The sequence below is a fragment of the Stenotrophomonas sp. As-7 genome (assembly GCF_030291015.1).
Lineage (GTDB): Bacteria > Pseudomonadota > Gammaproteobacteria > Xanthomonadales > Xanthomonadaceae > Stenotrophomonas > Stenotrophomonas lactitubi.
In genome coordinates, this window is the sequence record NZ_CP127405.1 from 56,901 (window position 1) to 71,875 (window position 14,975).

The 14,975-nt window shown below is 67.7% G+C and carries 13 protein-coding genes; 7 read left to right on the forward strand and 6 right to left on the reverse strand.

Annotation, left to right across the window (positions count from 1 at the left end):
* Positions 1-13: 13 nt before the first annotated feature.
* Positions 14-664: a DUF4375 domain-containing protein gene (locus QP457_RS00245; RefSeq protein WP_205404640.1), complete on the reverse strand. Its 651-nt coding sequence runs from the start codon at positions 662-664 to the stop codon at positions 14-16.
* Positions 665-755: 91 nt separating this feature from the next.
* Positions 756-1,649, reverse strand: coding sequence for a phenylalanine 4-monooxygenase (phhA, locus tag QP457_RS00250; RefSeq protein ID WP_205404641.1), 894 nt, complete (start codon positions 1,647-1,649; stop codon positions 756-758).
* Positions 1,650-1,774: 125 nt separating this feature from the next.
* Between phhA and QP457_RS00255 the strand changes: the two genes are divergently transcribed.
* Together QP457_RS00255 and QP457_RS00260 are read left to right on the forward strand one after the other, a co-directional pair.
* Positions 1,775-2,257, forward strand: a complete 483-nt coding sequence (locus tag QP457_RS00255; RefSeq protein WP_025875473.1) for an Lrp/AsnC family transcriptional regulator — start codon at positions 1,775-1,777, stop codon at positions 2,255-2,257.
* A 104-nt stretch (positions 2,258-2,361) separates the two neighbouring features.
* A complete protein-coding gene (locus QP457_RS00260) occupies positions 2,362-4,365 on the forward strand; it encodes a hypothetical protein (protein ID WP_205404642.1) in 2,004 nt (667 codons plus the stop codon).
* A gap of 27 nt (positions 4,366-4,392) precedes the next feature.
* Here QP457_RS00260 and QP457_RS00265 read toward each other — a convergent pair whose 3' ends face one another.
* Positions 4,393-5,385 (reverse strand): patatin-like phospholipase family protein, encoded by a 993-nt coding sequence (locus QP457_RS00265; RefSeq protein WP_100554303.1) that lies wholly within the window; start codon positions 5,383-5,385, stop codon positions 4,393-4,395.
* Positions 5,386-5,596: 211 nt separating this feature from the next.
* Positions 5,597-6,601: a TIGR00266 family protein gene (locus QP457_RS00270; RefSeq protein WP_205404643.1), complete on the reverse strand. Its 1,005-nt coding sequence runs from the start codon at positions 6,599-6,601 to the stop codon at positions 5,597-5,599.
* Between the two features lie 159 nt (positions 6,602-6,760).
* On the opposite strand from QP457_RS00270, the gene QP457_RS00275 reads away from it, so the two are divergent.
* Positions 6,761-9,031 carry a TonB-dependent receptor gene (locus tag QP457_RS00275; RefSeq protein WP_205404644.1) on the forward strand — a complete coding sequence of 757 codons (2,271 nt, stop codon included), beginning with the start codon at positions 6,761-6,763 and terminating at the stop codon, positions 9,029-9,031.
* A 132-nt stretch (positions 9,032-9,163) separates the two neighbouring features.
* Here the strand turns inward: QP457_RS00275 and QP457_RS00280 are convergent, their stop codons facing one another.
* Positions 9,164-10,003, reverse strand: coding sequence for a phosphatase PAP2 family protein (locus tag QP457_RS00280; protein WP_205404645.1), 840 nt, complete (start codon positions 10,001-10,003; stop codon positions 9,164-9,166).
* Positions 10,004-10,236: 233 nt separating this feature from the next.
* Here QP457_RS00280 and QP457_RS00285 point away from each other — a divergent pair, with 233 nt between their 5' ends.
* Positions 10,237-11,115, forward strand: a complete 879-nt coding sequence (locus QP457_RS00285; RefSeq protein ID WP_205404646.1) for a hypothetical protein — start codon at positions 10,237-10,239, stop codon at positions 11,113-11,115.
* A gap of 11 nt (positions 11,116-11,126) precedes the next feature.
* Positions 11,127-12,326 (forward strand): DUF4785 domain-containing protein, encoded by a 1,200-nt coding sequence (locus tag QP457_RS00290; protein ID WP_205404647.1) that lies wholly within the window; start codon positions 11,127-11,129, stop codon positions 12,324-12,326.
* Positions 12,327-12,454: 128 nt separating this feature from the next.
* On the opposite strand, the gene QP457_RS00295 is transcribed toward QP457_RS00290, so the two are convergent.
* Positions 12,455-13,213: an ATP-binding cassette domain-containing protein gene (locus tag QP457_RS00295; RefSeq protein WP_223880226.1), complete on the reverse strand. Its 759-nt coding sequence runs from the start codon at positions 13,211-13,213 to the stop codon at positions 12,455-12,457.
* 215 nt (positions 13,214-13,428) lie between these two features.
* Here QP457_RS00295 and QP457_RS00300 point away from each other — a divergent pair, with 215 nt between their 5' ends.
* Positions 13,429-14,631 (forward strand): fatty acid desaturase, encoded by a 1,203-nt coding sequence (locus tag QP457_RS00300; protein ID WP_205404648.1) that lies wholly within the window; start codon positions 13,429-13,431, stop codon positions 14,629-14,631.
* Complete coding sequence (locus QP457_RS00305; protein WP_180164696.1) at positions 14,628-14,963, forward strand: EF-hand domain-containing protein; 336 nt, start codon at positions 14,628-14,630, stop codon at positions 14,961-14,963. Before QP457_RS00300 ends, QP457_RS00305 begins: the two co-directional genes overlap by 4 nt.
* The last annotated feature ends 12 nt before the right edge of the window (positions 14,964-14,975 follow it).

Consider the following 14,975-nt stretch of genomic DNA (forward strand, 5'->3'; position numbering starts at 1 on the left):
GCTCGGCTTGGCTCTACAACGGTTCCGCGCCGAAATGCTTCAGGCCCAATCGCGCAAGGTCTTCCGGGCGGGCGTAGTAGGCGTCCTCGAACGCCTCCAGCGCCTGCTGCTCGTCTTCGCTCATCGCGCCGTACAGGTCGGTCAGTTCCTTGATCGCCGGGTCGTCTTCCAGACGATCCAGCAGCCCGCGCATGCCCGCCAGGATCGTGTGCGTCTGTGTTGCGCCCATCGCCTGCAATGCGCGCAGCGCCAGCTGGCAGGTGGGGTCGCCCCAGTTGCACAGGAACTGCATGAAGCCGCCGTTGTTTATGTCTGCTTCCATGCGCCACAGCGCGACCAGCTGCTGGTCTTCGTCAGACAGCGCATCGAGCGACCAGGCATGCGATTGCAGGCGGGCGAGGGCGGCTTCATAGCGGTCATCCCACACCTGGTTCGGAACATCGACCACGCCGCGCTCCTGCGCCGGCAGCAGCGCCGGCCAGTTCACGCCCAGTCCGTCGGCGGTGGTGACCCACTGCGCACGTTGTTCGGCATTGGCTTCGAACAGGGCTGGCGCCCAGCGCAGCGGCTGCCGGGTGTGGCGGCCATCGGCCAGGGTCAACAGGACGAAGTCGTCGTTGAAGGCAACGTCGGTAACCCGCAGGTCGGTAAACACATCGGTCATGGCCTGCAGGATACCGGAGGCCTGAACCAGGCCCCTTAAACTTCAAAAGCTGCAGACGCTTTTGAAGTTCAGCCGGACCTCTGCTGCCTACTCACACATCCCCACCATCAGCCCAGCCTTCGCCCGTACCGGCCTGGAACACGCGGTCGTCGTCCTGCACATCGCCGGCCGGCAGGTGCGCCTGGTCGGCCAGCGCGGCGTAGATCGGGGTGAAGTCCGGCGACGTCGCCTGCATCAGCTGTTCGAAGCTGTCGATGACGAAGTAGGTCTTCTGGAAGGTGTCGATGCGGTAGCGCGTGCGCATGATGCGCTGCAGGTCGAAACCGATGCGGTTCGGTGCCGCCGACTCCAGTGAGTACAGCGATTCGCCCTTCGACGAGACGATGCCGGCACCGTAGATACGCATGCCTTCGGGCGTGTCGATCAGGCCGAACTCCACCGTGTACCAGTACAGGCGGGTCAGGTTCTGCAGCGCCTCGGGGCCGATCGCGTGCGCTTTGACGCCACCACGGCCGTACGCCTCCATGTAGTTGGCGAACACCGGGTTCATCAGCAGCGGCACGTGGCCGAACAGGTCGTGGAACAGATCCGGTTCGGCGATGTAGTCGATCTGGTCGGGGCGACGGATCCACCAGGTGACCGGGAAACGGCGGTTGGCCAGGTGATCGAAGAAATCCAGCTCCGGCAGCAGGCCTTCCACGCCCACCAGTGTCCAACCGGTGGCCGCACCGAGCACTTCGTTGAGCTGGTCGAAGCGCGGGATCATGTGCGCGCTCATGCCCATCTCGTCCTGCGCATCCAGGAATTCCTGGCAGGCGCGGCCGACCAGCAGCTCGCGCTGGCGCTGGTACAGCGTGCTCCAGGTGGCGTGGTCGTCGGCGGTATAGGTGTCCCACGGCTGCTCGACGAGCGCGGTGGTGTACACCGGCACGTAGCCCTTGTCGGTCTGCTGGTGTTCGACGCGGCGGGGCTGGGCGAGGTCCATGGAAGACTCCTTGACGGGATACCGTTGATGCTAGGGCAGGGGGCGCGCAACAGGGTTGCAAAAGTTGCGCGGATCAGCCGCTTTGGCGCAATATCATTGCGTACTCACCATGTTGCGGGGCAACAATGGCCGGAGAAGTCCAGTTCGATCGCACGGATATACGTCTGCTGGCCGAAATCCAGCGTGATGGTCGCGCCACCAACGCCGAGCTGGCGACACGGGTGAACCTGTCGCCGTCGGCCTGCCTGCGTCGCTTGCAGCGGCTGGAAAGCGAAGGGGTGATCGTCGGCTATGGCGCGCGCTTGGAGCCGCGCCGGCTCGGCCTGGGGCTGCAGGCCTTCGTGCGCGTGCAGCTGGAAAAGCATGACCAGGCCGCGATCGGGCACTTCGTCGACAGCGTGCAGGCCTGGGATGAAGTGGTGGCCTGCCACGCCCTGACCGGCGACATGGACTACCTGCTGCATGTCTATGTGCGCGATCTGGAGCACTTCTCGCGTTTCCTGCTGGACAGGCTGCTCAACGCCGGTGGCGTGGCCGACGCCAATTCCAGCTTCGTGCTGCGCACGGTGAAGGGTTTCCAGGCATTGCCGTTGTCGCAGCTTGAATGAGCGGGGCGCCGTGATGTTTGACGGCGCGCGTGCACTGGCCGAGCATCGTGCCCCGCGGCGGCCGTCAACATGCAGGCAGCGCAGTGATTCCCTCTGGCTCCGGTATGTCTGATACCCCATCCTCGACGTCTTCCCTGGTGTTCCTTCCGCTGCGCGAGCAGAGCCTGCTGCGGCACCTGACCGACGGTACGCCGCCGGACACCCCGCTGGAGCAGGCCGGCCTGCTGGTGGCCATGCTGTGTCGCCGGCAGAAGCAACCGGCCGCCCAGCTGCAGCGCGTGCTGCACGATGCCTGTGCGTTGTTCGCTGCGGATGATGGCCATGCTGCGCAGGCACAGCTCGCGGCCAGCGCTGGACAGGATGCGCGTGCGCTGGAGGCCTGGCTGGGCGTGCTGGCCGCGCAGGACGTGCTGCTGGCACCGGACGAGGTGATGGGGGCGGTGCTGGCCGTGTCGCCGCACGCATATCCCGGCGCGGACTTCCAGGCGGCCTGCAGGATCACCCTGGAAGAGCACACGATCCATTTCCCGGCGACATCGCTCGCCGAAGGCGATGACGAAGACGCCGGCGATGACGAACAGACGACGCACGCGACCCAGCACAACGGCCTGTTCACCTCCGAACAGGCACGCGTGCTGCGTGCGATCGCGGCCAATCCCGATGAGCTGATCGACCTGCAGGCCTACGCCGGCACCGGCAAGGGCCATCTGGTGCTGGCGCTGCTGCAGGCGCGCCCGGGCCGTTACACCTACGTGGCGCCTACGCGTGGCCAGGTCGAGGCATTCCGCGCGCGGCTGCCGGCTGACGCCGGCACGCGCCTGCTGACCCAGATCGAGTTCGCCAACGCGATCGCCCGCCACGCTGCCGCCAACGGCCTGACCGGCGGCTTCGTACCGACCTACCGGCAGAGCACGCTGACCCTGCGCGAAGCGGCTGCCCGCCTCGGCTTGCCAGCCATCGGCACGCGCCGGCCGGACCAGGTGCTGATGATCGCCTTGGACGCCATCAACCGCTGGTGCGCATCGTCAGCGCCGAACCTGCAGGCCTGGCATTTCCAGCGCTCGCTGGCCGCAGCGCAGCTGGAAGCCACGCCGTTCATTGCGGCCACGGAGTTCGTCTGGCGCTGCATGTTCGATGCGGTCGTTCAGAAGGGCGGCTGCCTGCGGCTGGATGCCGGGCATATCGGCAAATGGCTGGCGCTGCGTGGCGTGCCGCTGCCGGTGTCGCTGGGCATGGTGCTGGTCGATGAGGCGCACGATCTCAGCCCGGCATGGAAACAGCTGCTGGCCACCCACGCGCCCGGCGTGGTCAGCCTGGGCGATCCGCATCAACGGCTGAGCGGACGCGTACAGCGCTGGTCATCGGCGAAAACGCTGGAGATGCACCAGTCGGTGCGCCAGGGGCGCCAGGTCGATGCGCTGGTCAACCAGTCGCTGGCGCTGGACGATCTCGGCGAGCCGGCACCGTTCATGGGGGCCAGCGACCGCGCCACCGGCCTGCGCCGCTATGACGACTGGTCGGTGGTACCCAGCACCGGCGCCCGCGTGTACGGCAGCCTGTGGCGGATGCTGCTGGAAGCCAACGCGCTGGTCGCCCGCGGCGCGCGCGTGCATCTGCATCCGGCGTCGCGGCAGGCGCTGTTGAAAGAGGTGGATGGCCCGATCGACGCATGGCGCAGCGCCGCCGGTGGCGGCCCCGGACAACGCTGGGAAAGCTTCGTGCAGGTCTGCGCCAAGCGTGGACAGGCGGACATTCCCGCGCTGTTTGCCGGTGGCTTCGATGCTGCGGCGTTGCAGCGTCTGCTCGGGCAGCTGGTCGATGCGGGCGAGGCCAGCATCGTGCTGTGCCTGGCGCAGCATGCCAAGAACCTGCAGTTCGCCACGGTGTCCATGGCGCCGTGCTGCTTCGACAGCGGCCATGATGCGCGCGCGCTGCACAGCCCGGTGCGCGCAGCCTACGTGGCGATCACCCGTGCCCAGCAGCAGCTGTGGCTGCCGGGGGACGCGATGGAGCAGTTGCAGCTGAGCGCACAGCGGCATGACCGGGCGGTCGATGAGCGGCGCCGGCAGCGACGCCTGGCCAGTGGCTACCCACCGCCGCGGCGCTGACCGCGACGGTCGTTCAATCCGCGTGCTTCAGCACTTTTCCTTGCGGCCCATCAGCTTGCCCAGGCGCGAAGGCTCGTCGCACTTCGGTGCAGCCACCGGTGCCGGTGCCAATGCGGCGGCGCGGGCCTTCTGCAGCTGCTGGATCTTGGCGCGGATCTGCGGCATCGCCGCCATCGCGGCCTTCTCGCCTTCCAGGATGGCGGTGCCACGCTGGCTGAAATCGGCGGCGCCGATGTCCAGCACCTTCGGCCGGATCACGATGTCCGCGCGTGCCAGTTCCTGCTCGCCCAGGCGCTGGCCCATGATCGAGATCGACTGGTTGACGATGCCGAGCATGCCGGTCGGCGCCTTGCCGCTGGCCTTGCTGGAGATGTCCACGGCGATCACGAACTCGGCGCCGAGCTGGCGCGCGGCATCCACCGGCACCGGGCTGACCACGCCGCCGTCGATGTAATTGCGGCCACCGATCTTCACCGGCTCGAACACGCCCGGGATGCTGCTGGAAGCGCGCACCGCCTGACCGACGTTGCCGCGCACGAAGATCGAGCGCTCGCCGGTTTCCAGCTGGGTGGCGACGGCAGCGAACGGCTTCTTCAGGCGCTCGGCCGGGCGGTTGGCCACCTGTTCGTTGACGTAGTCCTGCAGCTTCTGGCCCTGCACCAGGCCACCGGAGAACAGGCGTACGTCGCGGATGCTGGCTTCATCCAGCGCCACCGCCTTGCTCTGCATCTGGAAGGCATCCATGCCGCTGGCATACAGGGCGCCGACCACGCTGCCGGCACTGGTGCCGGACACCACCACCGGTTCGAAGCCGTTGGCCTCGAGCATCTTGATCACGCCGATATGCGCAAAGCCCTTGGCCGCGCCGCCGCCGAGTGCGATGCCGATCTTCACCGGCTTGGCCTGCGGCACCAGGGTGGGCTGCGCGGGCGGGGTGGGGCGGACCTCTTCACCACCGCAGCCGGCCAGCAGGCCGAGCAGGGCGACGGACAGCAGCACACGGGGGCGGAACAGGCTCATCGGCAGTGCGCTCGCGGCGCCGGATTCAGGAAAGGGCGCCAGCATACCGAAGGCGTGGCGGAGCGGGCAGGGTGGGGCGACTCCCCATTCATGAAATGCGGGCGGTAGATGCCGACCTTGGCCGGCGCTTGCACAATCCAGTGCCGACCAAGGTCGGCACCTACCGATATCCCGCGGTCAGAACCGGCGCGCCGTCCAGCCTCCGTCCCGCTCAGCCCAGCAGCGAACTCTCGCCACGGCTCTTGCCGCCGCCCTGCGGCGCGGCCATCCACATGCGGCCGGCCAGGCGCGAGAACGGCAGCGACTGCAGCCAGACCTTGCCCGGCCCGGTCAGGGTGGCCAGGAAAACGCCCTCGCCACCGAACAGCACGCTTCGGATGCCTTTGACCCGGCGCACGTCCATGTCCACCGTCGGGTGATAGGCGACGATGCAGCCGGTATCGACATCCAGGCGTTCGCCGGCGGCCAGCTCACGCTCGACCACGCAGCCGCCGGCATGGATGAACACCCAGCCGTCGCCTTCCAGCTTCTGCATGATGAAGCCCTCGCCACCGAACAGGCCGGTCATGATCTTGCGCTGGAACTGCACGCCGATCTGCACGCCGCGCGCGCCGGCCAGGAAGCTGTCCTTCTGGCAGATCAGGCGCCCGCCGTGCTGGTCCAGCTTCATCGCCAGCACGGTACCGGGATAGGGCGCCGCGAAGGCGACCTTGCCGCGGCCCTGGCCGGTCTGCGTGTAGACGGTGGCAAACAGGCTCTCACCGGTCAGCACGCGCTTGCCGGCGGCCATCACCTTGTCCATGAAACCGCTGCCCTGGCCACCGCGTGCACCGCCGCCGAAGACGGTATCCATCTGCACCGAAGCGTCCTTGAACATCAACGCGCCGGCCTCGGCCACCGCACCCTCGCCGGGGTCCAGTTCGATTTCCACGAACTGCATTTCATGGCCGACGATGCGGAAGTCGATGCGGTCGGCACGGCTGCCGGTGGACGCAGTTGCGGTTGCGGCCATGGCTGCGGGCATCGGCGGCGGAACTGCCGTGGCGGTGCTGGCCTGCTGCAGGGCGACGATTTCGGACACCGGTGTCCACCCTGTCATGCCCTGGCACCAGGCCAACGCGCGTGGATTGGCCTGTGCGAAGCGGCGCGCGGCCTCCTCGTCGAACGGACCGACACGGTCGGCCTGGCCGGGAGCATGGAAGTACCACTGGGTCATCGCAGCAGGTCCGTTGCGGGGGAAAACCCCGAGTCTAGCGGCAGCTTCCGGCGGCGCGGGAGGCGGCCATGAACGATCGGCATTTGCGGGGGAGGTGCTGTATTGCAACAATTATCTGGTAGCGCCGTTTTACCACCCCTCCAAACACAGCCTACCGCCATGTCTCCGACCCGTACTTCCCGTGGCCGCTCTCCGGTCGCGCGCCCGCTCGTTGTCGCTCTTTCCGCCCTGCTGCCGCTGGTAGCAGCCGCCCAGGAAACCCCCGCCGCCAAGGATCCGGTCGCCCTCGATGCGCTGCAGGTGACTGCACAGCGTCGCGTCGAGAACGCCAAGGACGTACCGGTTGCGATCAGTGCGATCCAGGGCGAAAAGCTCGACGTGCTCGGTTCGGCGGGCGATGACATCCGCTTCCTTGCTGCGCGCGTGCCGAGCCTCAACATCGAGTCTTCCTACGGCCGTGCCTTCCCGCGCTTCTACATCCGCGGCCTGGGCAACACCGATTTCGACCTCAATGCATCGCAGCCGGTCTCGCTGGTGTACGACGATGTGGTGCAGGAAAGCCCGCTGCTGAAGGGCTTCCCGCTGTTCGACCTGGCCGGTGTGGAAGTGCTGCGCGGTCCGCAGGGCACGCTGTTCGGGCGCAACACCCCGGCCGGCGTGGTCAAGTTCGATTCGGCGCGTCCGTCGCAGGATGCCGATGGCTACGTGCGCGTGGGCTATGGCACCTACAACAGCTGGAACGTGCAGGGTGCCTACGGCGGTCCGTTGACCGACCGCTGGTCCGCACGCGTGTCGGCCATCTACCAGCGTCGCGACGACTGGGTCGACAACACCCGCGCCGGTGCGCCCAACAGTGGTTTCGAGGGCTATGACGAAGCCGCCGGCCGCGTGCAGTTCCTGTACGAAGGCGATGACTTCGAAGCACTGTTCAACCTGCACAAGCGCAAGCTCAACGGCACCGCCCGCCTGTTCCGCGCCAACATCATCGAGAAGGGCGGCAATTCGCTGGTCGAGAACTTCGACCGCGACAAGGTCGCCAATGACGGCGTCAACTTCTCCGACCTGGAAACCTGGGGCGGCAGCGCGCGCCTGCAGTGGAACCTCGGTTCGGTGACCCTGCATTCGATCACCGGCTATGAGACCGCCGAATCGCTCAACCGCGGCGACATCGATGGTGGCTACGGCGCTGCGTTCCTGGGTGCAGGCAATTCCGGCCCGGGCCTGATCCCGTTCCCGTCCGAGTCGGCCGACGGCCTGCCGCACCACCGCCAGTGGACCCAGGAATTCCGCGTGGAATCCAACGAATGGGGTCGCTTCGACTGGCAGGCCGGCGTCTTCTACTTCGATGAAGACGTCACCATCAACAACTTCAACTACGACTCGCTGACGCCGGGCAACCCGCAGACCGGCCACGTCGTGCAGCAGCAGCGCAACAAGGCGTGGGCGGTGTTCGCCTCGGGCGACTTCGATGTCACCGACCGCTTCAAGCTGCGTGCCGGCGTGCGCTACACGCAGGACAAGAAGGACTTCAGCGCCAGCGTGCTGCAGCAGACGCCGGGCGGCACGCCGGTCAGCGGCCCGTACCTGGCCAACACCGACGTCAACGACGTCAGCTGGGATGTCAGCGGCGTGTACAAGCTGACCGACAACGTCAATGCCTATGCCCGCGTGGCCAAGGGCTTCCGCGCGCCGTCGATCCAGGGCCGCCTGGCATTCGCGCCGGGCCTGTCGCAGGCCGATTCGGAGAAAGTGATCTCCTACGAAGCCGGCATCAAGGCCGATCTGTTCGAGCGTCGCGCACGCCTGGGCTTCAGCGTGTTCCGCTATGACGTGGACGGCCAGCAGTTGATCGCCGTCGGCGGCGGCAACAACACCGCCACCCTGCTCAACGCCGACAAGACCATCGGCCAGGGCGTGGAGCTGGACCTGGAGGCCTACCTGGCCGACAACGTCCTGCTGACCTTCGGCAGCAGCTACAACGACACCGAGATCAAGGACAAGAACCTGGCGGTGGCGATCTGCGGCGGCGGCTGCACCATCACCGATCCGACCACCATCATCAATGGCGGCACCTACGCGCTGGTCAACGGCAATCCGCTGCCGCAGGCGCCGAAGTGGATCCACAACGCGACCCTGCGCGTGGGCTTCCCGCTCAGCGATGGCAGCGAGCTGTATGCCTACACCGACTGGGCCTACCGCAGCGCGGTCAACTTCTTCATCTACGAGTCGCCGGAGTTCCGAGGCCGCAGCTCGCTGGAGGGGGGCCTGCGCCTGGGCTACAACTGGGATTACGGCCAGTACGACGTGGCCGTGTTCGGCCGCAACCTGACCAACCAGACCCGCGTGGTCGGCGCGATCGACTTCAACAACCTGACCGGCTTCCTCAACGAGCCGCGTACCTGGGGCGTGGAGTTCACCGCGAAGTTCTGATGCGGTTGCTGCGGTAATGCAATGAAGAAGGGCCGGCGCAAAGCCGGCCCTTCTGTTTTCTGCTTCCTGTAGAGCCGAGCCTGTGCTCGGCTGCTCTGAGCCGAGCATGGCTCGGCTCTACAGAGGCATGGCTTACAGCGCGCTCTGCGGGCGCACCTTCAGCACCGCGTTCTCGGTGGCGCAGTCGCGACTGGAGTGCAGGCCGGCCTTGCGTGCGGCAGCGATTTCCCTGCGTGCCGCCAGCAGATCCTTGTTGAACGCGGCATTGTCATGCAGGCGGGCGACGGCGGCCGCAGCCATGAAGCGGCCTTCGAGGATGTCGCTCTGCCAGTGCACGTTGCACACCAGGCGGCTCTCGCCGTAGTTGCGGCCGCGGGCCTGGATGGCATCGGCGCGGTCCGGTGCGATCTCCGACAGGATCAATGCCCATGCCCAGCCGATCGAGGTGTGGCCGGACGGGTAGGAGCCGTTGCTGCGCAGACCCTCTTCATCCTTCGGCGAGCAGGTCGGCTCGCCGTTGACCATGAACGGACGCGGGCGCTTGTACGTGTTCTTGGCAGCCTTGGTAGCCGCACTGGCATCGATCCGGCTGCGCTCCAGCAGGCGGTACAGGGCAGGGGTCTTCACTGCATCGACGTCGATGTCGGCGGCACAGGAAAAGTGGTTGGCGCCTTCCGGGAAGCCCAGTTCGGCATCGACACCGGCCTGGGCGAAGCGCGGGCTGCCGCGCAGCGCACGTGCCTCGCGGCTGACCTGTTCATCCAGCGCGAAGGCGGCCGAGCCGGCGGCCGGTGGTGCCGGTACCAGATCGATGCTGGCCGGCACTGCGCTCTTGTCCAGGTAGCCCACGGCCTTGGTGGTGATGTTGGCTTCGACGGCGGTCGGCTTGCTGGCGGTGGCGGCACAGCCGGCCAGCGACAGCGCGATGGCCAGGCCCAGTAGTGGACGGGCAGGGGGAAGGATCGACGACATGGGCAGACTCGGGAAGGAAACTCGCCGGCCATGATCGCAGCCTCGATTGCCGGCCGCAGCGCCCATCGGTCATACGGCCAGACCCGGCATGGTCAGTCGCTGGGCGATGAAAACCGTCATCAAATGCCGGCAATCTCCTGAATCCGGGCGCAGCGCACGGACTTTCACGCGACGCCGCCATGAGCATCAGGTCACAGCCGGGCCGGGGGGATCCGCTGAAAGGGAGAGAAGCGATGCGCAGCACCGCAACAGGAAGTACCGTCCTGGCCTTGGCACTGGGGCTGGCGGCCGCCCCGGCGCAGGCCGCCGACGTCTACGGCGTGGCCTTCGTGCATGGCACCGGCGCGCAGACCAATGCCACGCAGGACTACTGGCAGCCGGCGATCATCGACACCGTCCGCCAGGGCCTGCCGAACAGCAGCAACTACGTGGTCATCAACTGCGACTTCACCCAGTACATGTGGAAGCCGGAAGCGGCCGGTTGCCTGGCCAACCAGCTCACCGGCTTCATCGACAGCCGTGGCATCACCCAGCTGGTGGTGATCACCCACTCCAACGGCGGCAACGTGATGCGCTGGATCCTGTCCAACCCCACCTACGACAGCCGCTACCCGAAGATCATCAACCGGGTGCGCAAGGTCACTGCGCTGGCGCCCTCGTCGGCAGGTACGCCGCTGGCCGACGCCGTGCTCAACGGCAATACCTTCGAAACCTCGCTGGGTTGGCTGCTGGGCTACAAGAGCGATGCCGTGCGCATGCAGCAGGTGGGACACATGGCCACCTACAACGCGCAGAACCTGTACGGCACCGCCGGCCGCCCGGCCCTGCCCAAGCCATTCCGCGCCGTGGTCGGCAGCGATGTCGAATCGGCGGTGTGGGACAGCAACAGCTACTGCGGTGGCTATGCCGCCAACGTCGGCCTGGAGTTCACCCAGAACTGGCTGTCGTCGTGCTCGGACGGTTTCCTGGAATGCAGCAGCCAGAAGGCAGCCGGCACCCTGTGGTTCACCGACAAGGCGCGCACCCAGGGCGCCGAGCCGCTCAGCCACAACCAGAGCCGCCGCGAGTGCTTCGGCCTCGGCAGCATCCTGCGCAACGACCTGACCCAGTGAGGGAGATGACCATGACGATCCATTCCACCCTGCTGGCTACCGCCGTGCTGGCGGTCCTTTCCACCGCATCGGCGCAGGCCGCGCAACCGCTGCGCGTCGCCGCCGGCGACCAGATTCCCGCCGGCCTGGTTGCCGCGCCGCTGCTGGCCGACGAAAGCGAGCACGCGCCACTGGCCTTCGCCTGGGCGCTGGACCCGGCGCAGCCACTGCAGGCCCCCGGCCCCCAGGCCGCGATCAGCCGCAGCTACTGGCAGCAGGTCGACGGTGCCGAGCTGCAGCGCGGCCTGGAACTGCCGCTGAGCGCGCCCGATGCGGTGATCCAGCTCAGCCCGGCGCCGGGTGCCCGCGCGCTGCCGGCCAGCGCGCTGCAGGTGCGTGATCCGGCGGGGCGCAGCAGCGTTGCGCGCAGTGTTGATGCACGCCAGCTGCAGGATGCGGGCATGCCGGTCGGCGATGGCAGCAGCATGCTGCGCACCGGTACCACCAGCGCAGCCGGTGCTTACCGCCTGCAGAGCGCGCAGGCGCAGGGCCGCTACGTGGTGCAGGTGCTGGAGCCCAACAGCCCGCTGCGGTTGGAAGTGCAGGCCAGCCAGGCCCAGGTGCTGGCCGGTGGCAACGTGCAGCTGCAGGCGCGTCTGCTGGAAGACGGGGCCAGCGCAGCGACGCTGCGTGCACGACGTGGCAGCCTCGGCGGTGAAGCGCTGCTGGTCGCACCCGATGGCCGCAGCTGGCCGCAGCGGCTGCTGCGCACCACCGATGGCAGCCTGCGCGCACAGGTGAGGATTCCGGCCGAGGCCAGCAACGCACAGGGCCTGTGGGAACTGCAGGTGTTCGCCCAGGCCGACGGCGTGCTGCGCGATGGCAAGGTTGCCTTCGCGGTGGCCAGGCCGACCGCCCGCTTCGCTGGCGAGGCCATGCCCGATCCGGGCAGCCGCCGGGTCAGCCTGCCGCTACAGGTGGCCGCCGCTGGCCGCTACGAGGCGCGCGGCACGCTGTATGCCACCGCAGCCAACGGCCAGTTGCAGCCGGTGGCGCAGGCCCATGCCGCAGCGTGGTTCGATGGCCCGGGCCGCGGCGCGCTGGTGCTGCCCTTCGACCAGGCCGCGTTGCCTGCCGGCTTCGGTGCGCCCTATGAACTGCGCGACCTGCAGCTGCAGGACCAGAGCCGGATGGCACCGATCGAGTCGCGCGCGCTGGCGTTGCGGTTCTGAAGCAGGGCGTGGCGGGCCGGATGTCCGGCCCGCTGCACCGTCTTCTGTAGAGCCGAGCCTATGCTCGGCTGCCGTTCCCGCGGCCACGAGCAGCCGAGCATAGGCTCGGCTCTACAGTGGCATGTCGATCACCCCGCGTACGCGGTCAGCCGCCCTTCCTGTTCCACCACCGTGATCGCACCGCCGAACACGGCCGACAGCGGTTCGTCGCGCAGCAGCTCGGCGCGCGCGCCATCGGCCAGCACGCGGCCGTCGCGCAGCAGCACCACCCGCTCGATCTCGGGAATCACTTCCTCGATGTGGTGGGTGACCAGCACCAGGGTGATGCCCTGCTGGGCGAGCACGCGCATGGTGGCGATCAACTGCTGGCGGGCCACCAGGTCCAGCCCGGTGGAGGGTTCATCCAGCAGCAGCGCCTGCGGCCGGTTGACCAGCGCACGGGCGATCAGCACGCGGCGGGTCTCGCCGGCCGACAGTTCGGCGTAAGCACGCTCACGCAGGCCCGACGCACCGGTCATCGCCAGGGTCTCGCCGACCCGCACGCGCATGTCGGCGGTGACCTCGCGGAAGGCCGGCACCATGTAGCTGGCGAAGAACCCCGACAGCACCGCCTGCTCCACCGTCAGCCCCGGCATGTCGGCCAGATTGCTGCTGAGGTCGCCGGTGACGATGCCCAGCTGCGAACGCAGGCGGTCGACCTGCCAGCGGTTCTGCCCCAGCACCTTCACCGCCACCGTGCCGTCGGCCTGCGCCAGCGGATACAGCTCGCGGGTGATCAGCTTGATGAAGGTGGACTTGCCACAGCCATTGGGGCCGAGCAGGGCGGTGTGCTGGCCCTGCGCGATGCGCAGGCTCAGCCCGTGCAGGACCTTCACCTGGCCGCGCATCACGCTGGCGCGGTCCAGTTCGATCAAGGGCGGCAGGTCCCCGGCGGATGGGGCAGGGTCTACGGCGCGGATGCGCGGATCAAGGCTCGACAACACGGGTCCCCAACTGTGAACGAAGCCACGGAATGGCGCTGCCAATCCAGCGGTGCAAGGTGCAGTTTGCAACGCAAGCGCCCATGATGTCTTCCATACCTGTGTCGCTCTGGAGAGCCGCCATGCCTGATGCCCTGATGTCCCTGCTGACCGGTGGCGTGCTGGGCCTGGGCTGGTGGCAGCTGGCCCTGGTGCTGCTGGTCTTCACCCAGCTCACGATCTTCTCGGTCACCCTCTACCTGCACCGCAGCCAGGCGCATCGGGGCGTGGACTTCCACCCGGTGGTCGCGCACTTCTTCCGGTTCTGGACCTGGCTGACCACCTCGATGATCACCAAGGAATGGGTGGCGATCCATCGCAAGCACCACGCCAAGGTGGAAACCGAGGACGACCCGCACAGCCCGGTCACCCGTGGCATCGGCCAGGTGTTCTGGCGCGGCGTGGAGCTCTACCGCGAAGCACGCGGCATGCGCGAGGACATCGAGCAGTACGGTCGCGGCACGCCGGACGACGCCATCGAGCGCCGCCTGTACACCCCCTATGCCACCTTCGGCCCGGTGCTGCTGTTTGCGATCAACACGGTGCTGTTCGGCCTGCCGGGCATCGCCCTGTGGGCGATCCAGATGGCGTGGATTCCGTTCTGGGCCGCCGGCGTGGTCAATGGCCTGGGCCACTGGTGGGGCTACCGCAACTACGAGTCGGCCGACACCTCCACCAACCTGACGCCGTGGGCGTTCTGGATTGGCGGCGAGGAACTGCACAACAACCACCATGCGTTCCCCAGCTCGGCGCGCTTTGCGATGCGGCGCTGGGAGTTCGACATCGGCTGGAGCGCGATCCGCCTGCTGCAGGCTTTGCGCCTGGCCAAGGTACTGCGGGTGGCGCCGGCCATGGACGTACGCCCGAACATCGCCGTGCCCGACGCCGACACCCTGAAAGCCCTGTTGTCGCATCGCTTCCAGGCGATGACCGACTACCAGCGCAACGTGTTCATGCCGGCATTGCGCGAGGAAGCACGACACGCCGGTGCCAAGCTGCGCCGATTGCTGCCGCGCAGGCTGCGTCGTGGCCTGGTCAACGACGGCCGCTGGTTGAAGCCGGACAGCCGCGCGCAGCTCAGCGAATGGGTCGCCCAGCGCCCGCGCATCCGTACCCTGGTGGAATATCGCGCGCGCCTGGCAACGCTGCTGGAAGCGCGTGGCCACGATGCCGCCGAGCGCCTGCGTCAACTGCAGGCCTGGTGCCGCGAGGCCGAGGAAAGCGGCATTGCCGCGCTGCAGGCCTATGCCGCGCGACTGAAGGGTTACACCCTGGTGGGCGGATGAAGGCTGCGCTGACGGTGTTGTTGCTGGTCGCAGTGTGGGCGCCTGCCGTGCAGGCCCAGGTCAGCGATACCGCCAGCTACCTGCAGCGCATGGACAGCGACGGCGACGGCAAGGTCAGTGAAGCCGAGTACCTGCAGTGGATGCTGTACGCCTTCGATCGCATGGACCGCAACGGCGATGGCGTGCTGAGCGCTGATGAACTGCCGGGCGGCAAGGGCAGGGCCATCAGCCGCGAACAGCAGCGGCAGACGATCGTGCAGCGCTTCCACAAGCAGGACGCCAACGGTGATGGGTTCCTGGATGCGCGGGAACTGGCTGCACCACCACGCTGAGCGGGCATAGAA

What these genes read in the sequence shown, in the direction of transcription:
- QP457_RS00245 (WP_205404640.1), bottom strand. Translation starts at nt 664, where the DNA reads ATGACCGATGTGTTTACCGACCTGCGGGTTACCGACGTTGCCTTCAAC.
- QP457_RS00295 (WP_223880226.1), bottom strand. Translation starts at nt 13,213, where the DNA reads ATGCGCGGCCAGGTGAAGGTCCTGCACGGGCTGAGCCTGCGCATCGCG.
- QP457_RS00275 (WP_205404644.1), top strand. Translation starts at nt 6,761, where the DNA reads ATGTCTCCGACCCGTACTTCCCGTGGCCGCTCTCCGGTCGCGCGCCCG.
- phhA (WP_205404641.1), bottom strand. Translation starts at nt 1,649, where the DNA reads ATGGACCTCGCCCAGCCCCGCCGCGTCGAACACCAGCAGACCGACAAG.
- QP457_RS00305 (WP_180164696.1), top strand. Translation starts at nt 14,628, where the DNA reads ATGAAGGCTGCGCTGACGGTGTTGTTGCTGGTCGCAGTGTGGGCGCCT.
- QP457_RS00260 (WP_205404642.1), top strand. Translation starts at nt 2,362, where the DNA reads ATGTCTGATACCCCATCCTCGACGTCTTCCCTGGTGTTCCTTCCGCTG.
- QP457_RS00265 (WP_100554303.1), bottom strand. Translation starts at nt 5,385, where the DNA reads ATGAGCCTGTTCCGCCCCCGTGTGCTGCTGTCCGTCGCCCTGCTCGGC.
- QP457_RS00300 (WP_205404648.1), top strand. Translation starts at nt 13,429, where the DNA reads ATGCCTGATGCCCTGATGTCCCTGCTGACCGGTGGCGTGCTGGGCCTG.
- QP457_RS00255 (WP_025875473.1), top strand. Translation starts at nt 1,775, where the DNA reads ATGGCCGGAGAAGTCCAGTTCGATCGCACGGATATACGTCTGCTGGCC.
- QP457_RS00285 (WP_205404646.1), top strand. Translation starts at nt 10,237, where the DNA reads ATGCGCAGCACCGCAACAGGAAGTACCGTCCTGGCCTTGGCACTGGGG.
- QP457_RS00270 (WP_205404643.1), bottom strand. Translation starts at nt 6,601, where the DNA reads ATGACCCAGTGGTACTTCCATGCTCCCGGCCAGGCCGACCGTGTCGGT.
- QP457_RS00280 (WP_205404645.1), bottom strand. Translation starts at nt 10,003, where the DNA reads ATGTCGTCGATCCTTCCCCCTGCCCGTCCACTACTGGGCCTGGCCATC.
- QP457_RS00290 (WP_205404647.1), top strand. Translation starts at nt 11,127, where the DNA reads ATGACGATCCATTCCACCCTGCTGGCTACCGCCGTGCTGGCGGTCCTT.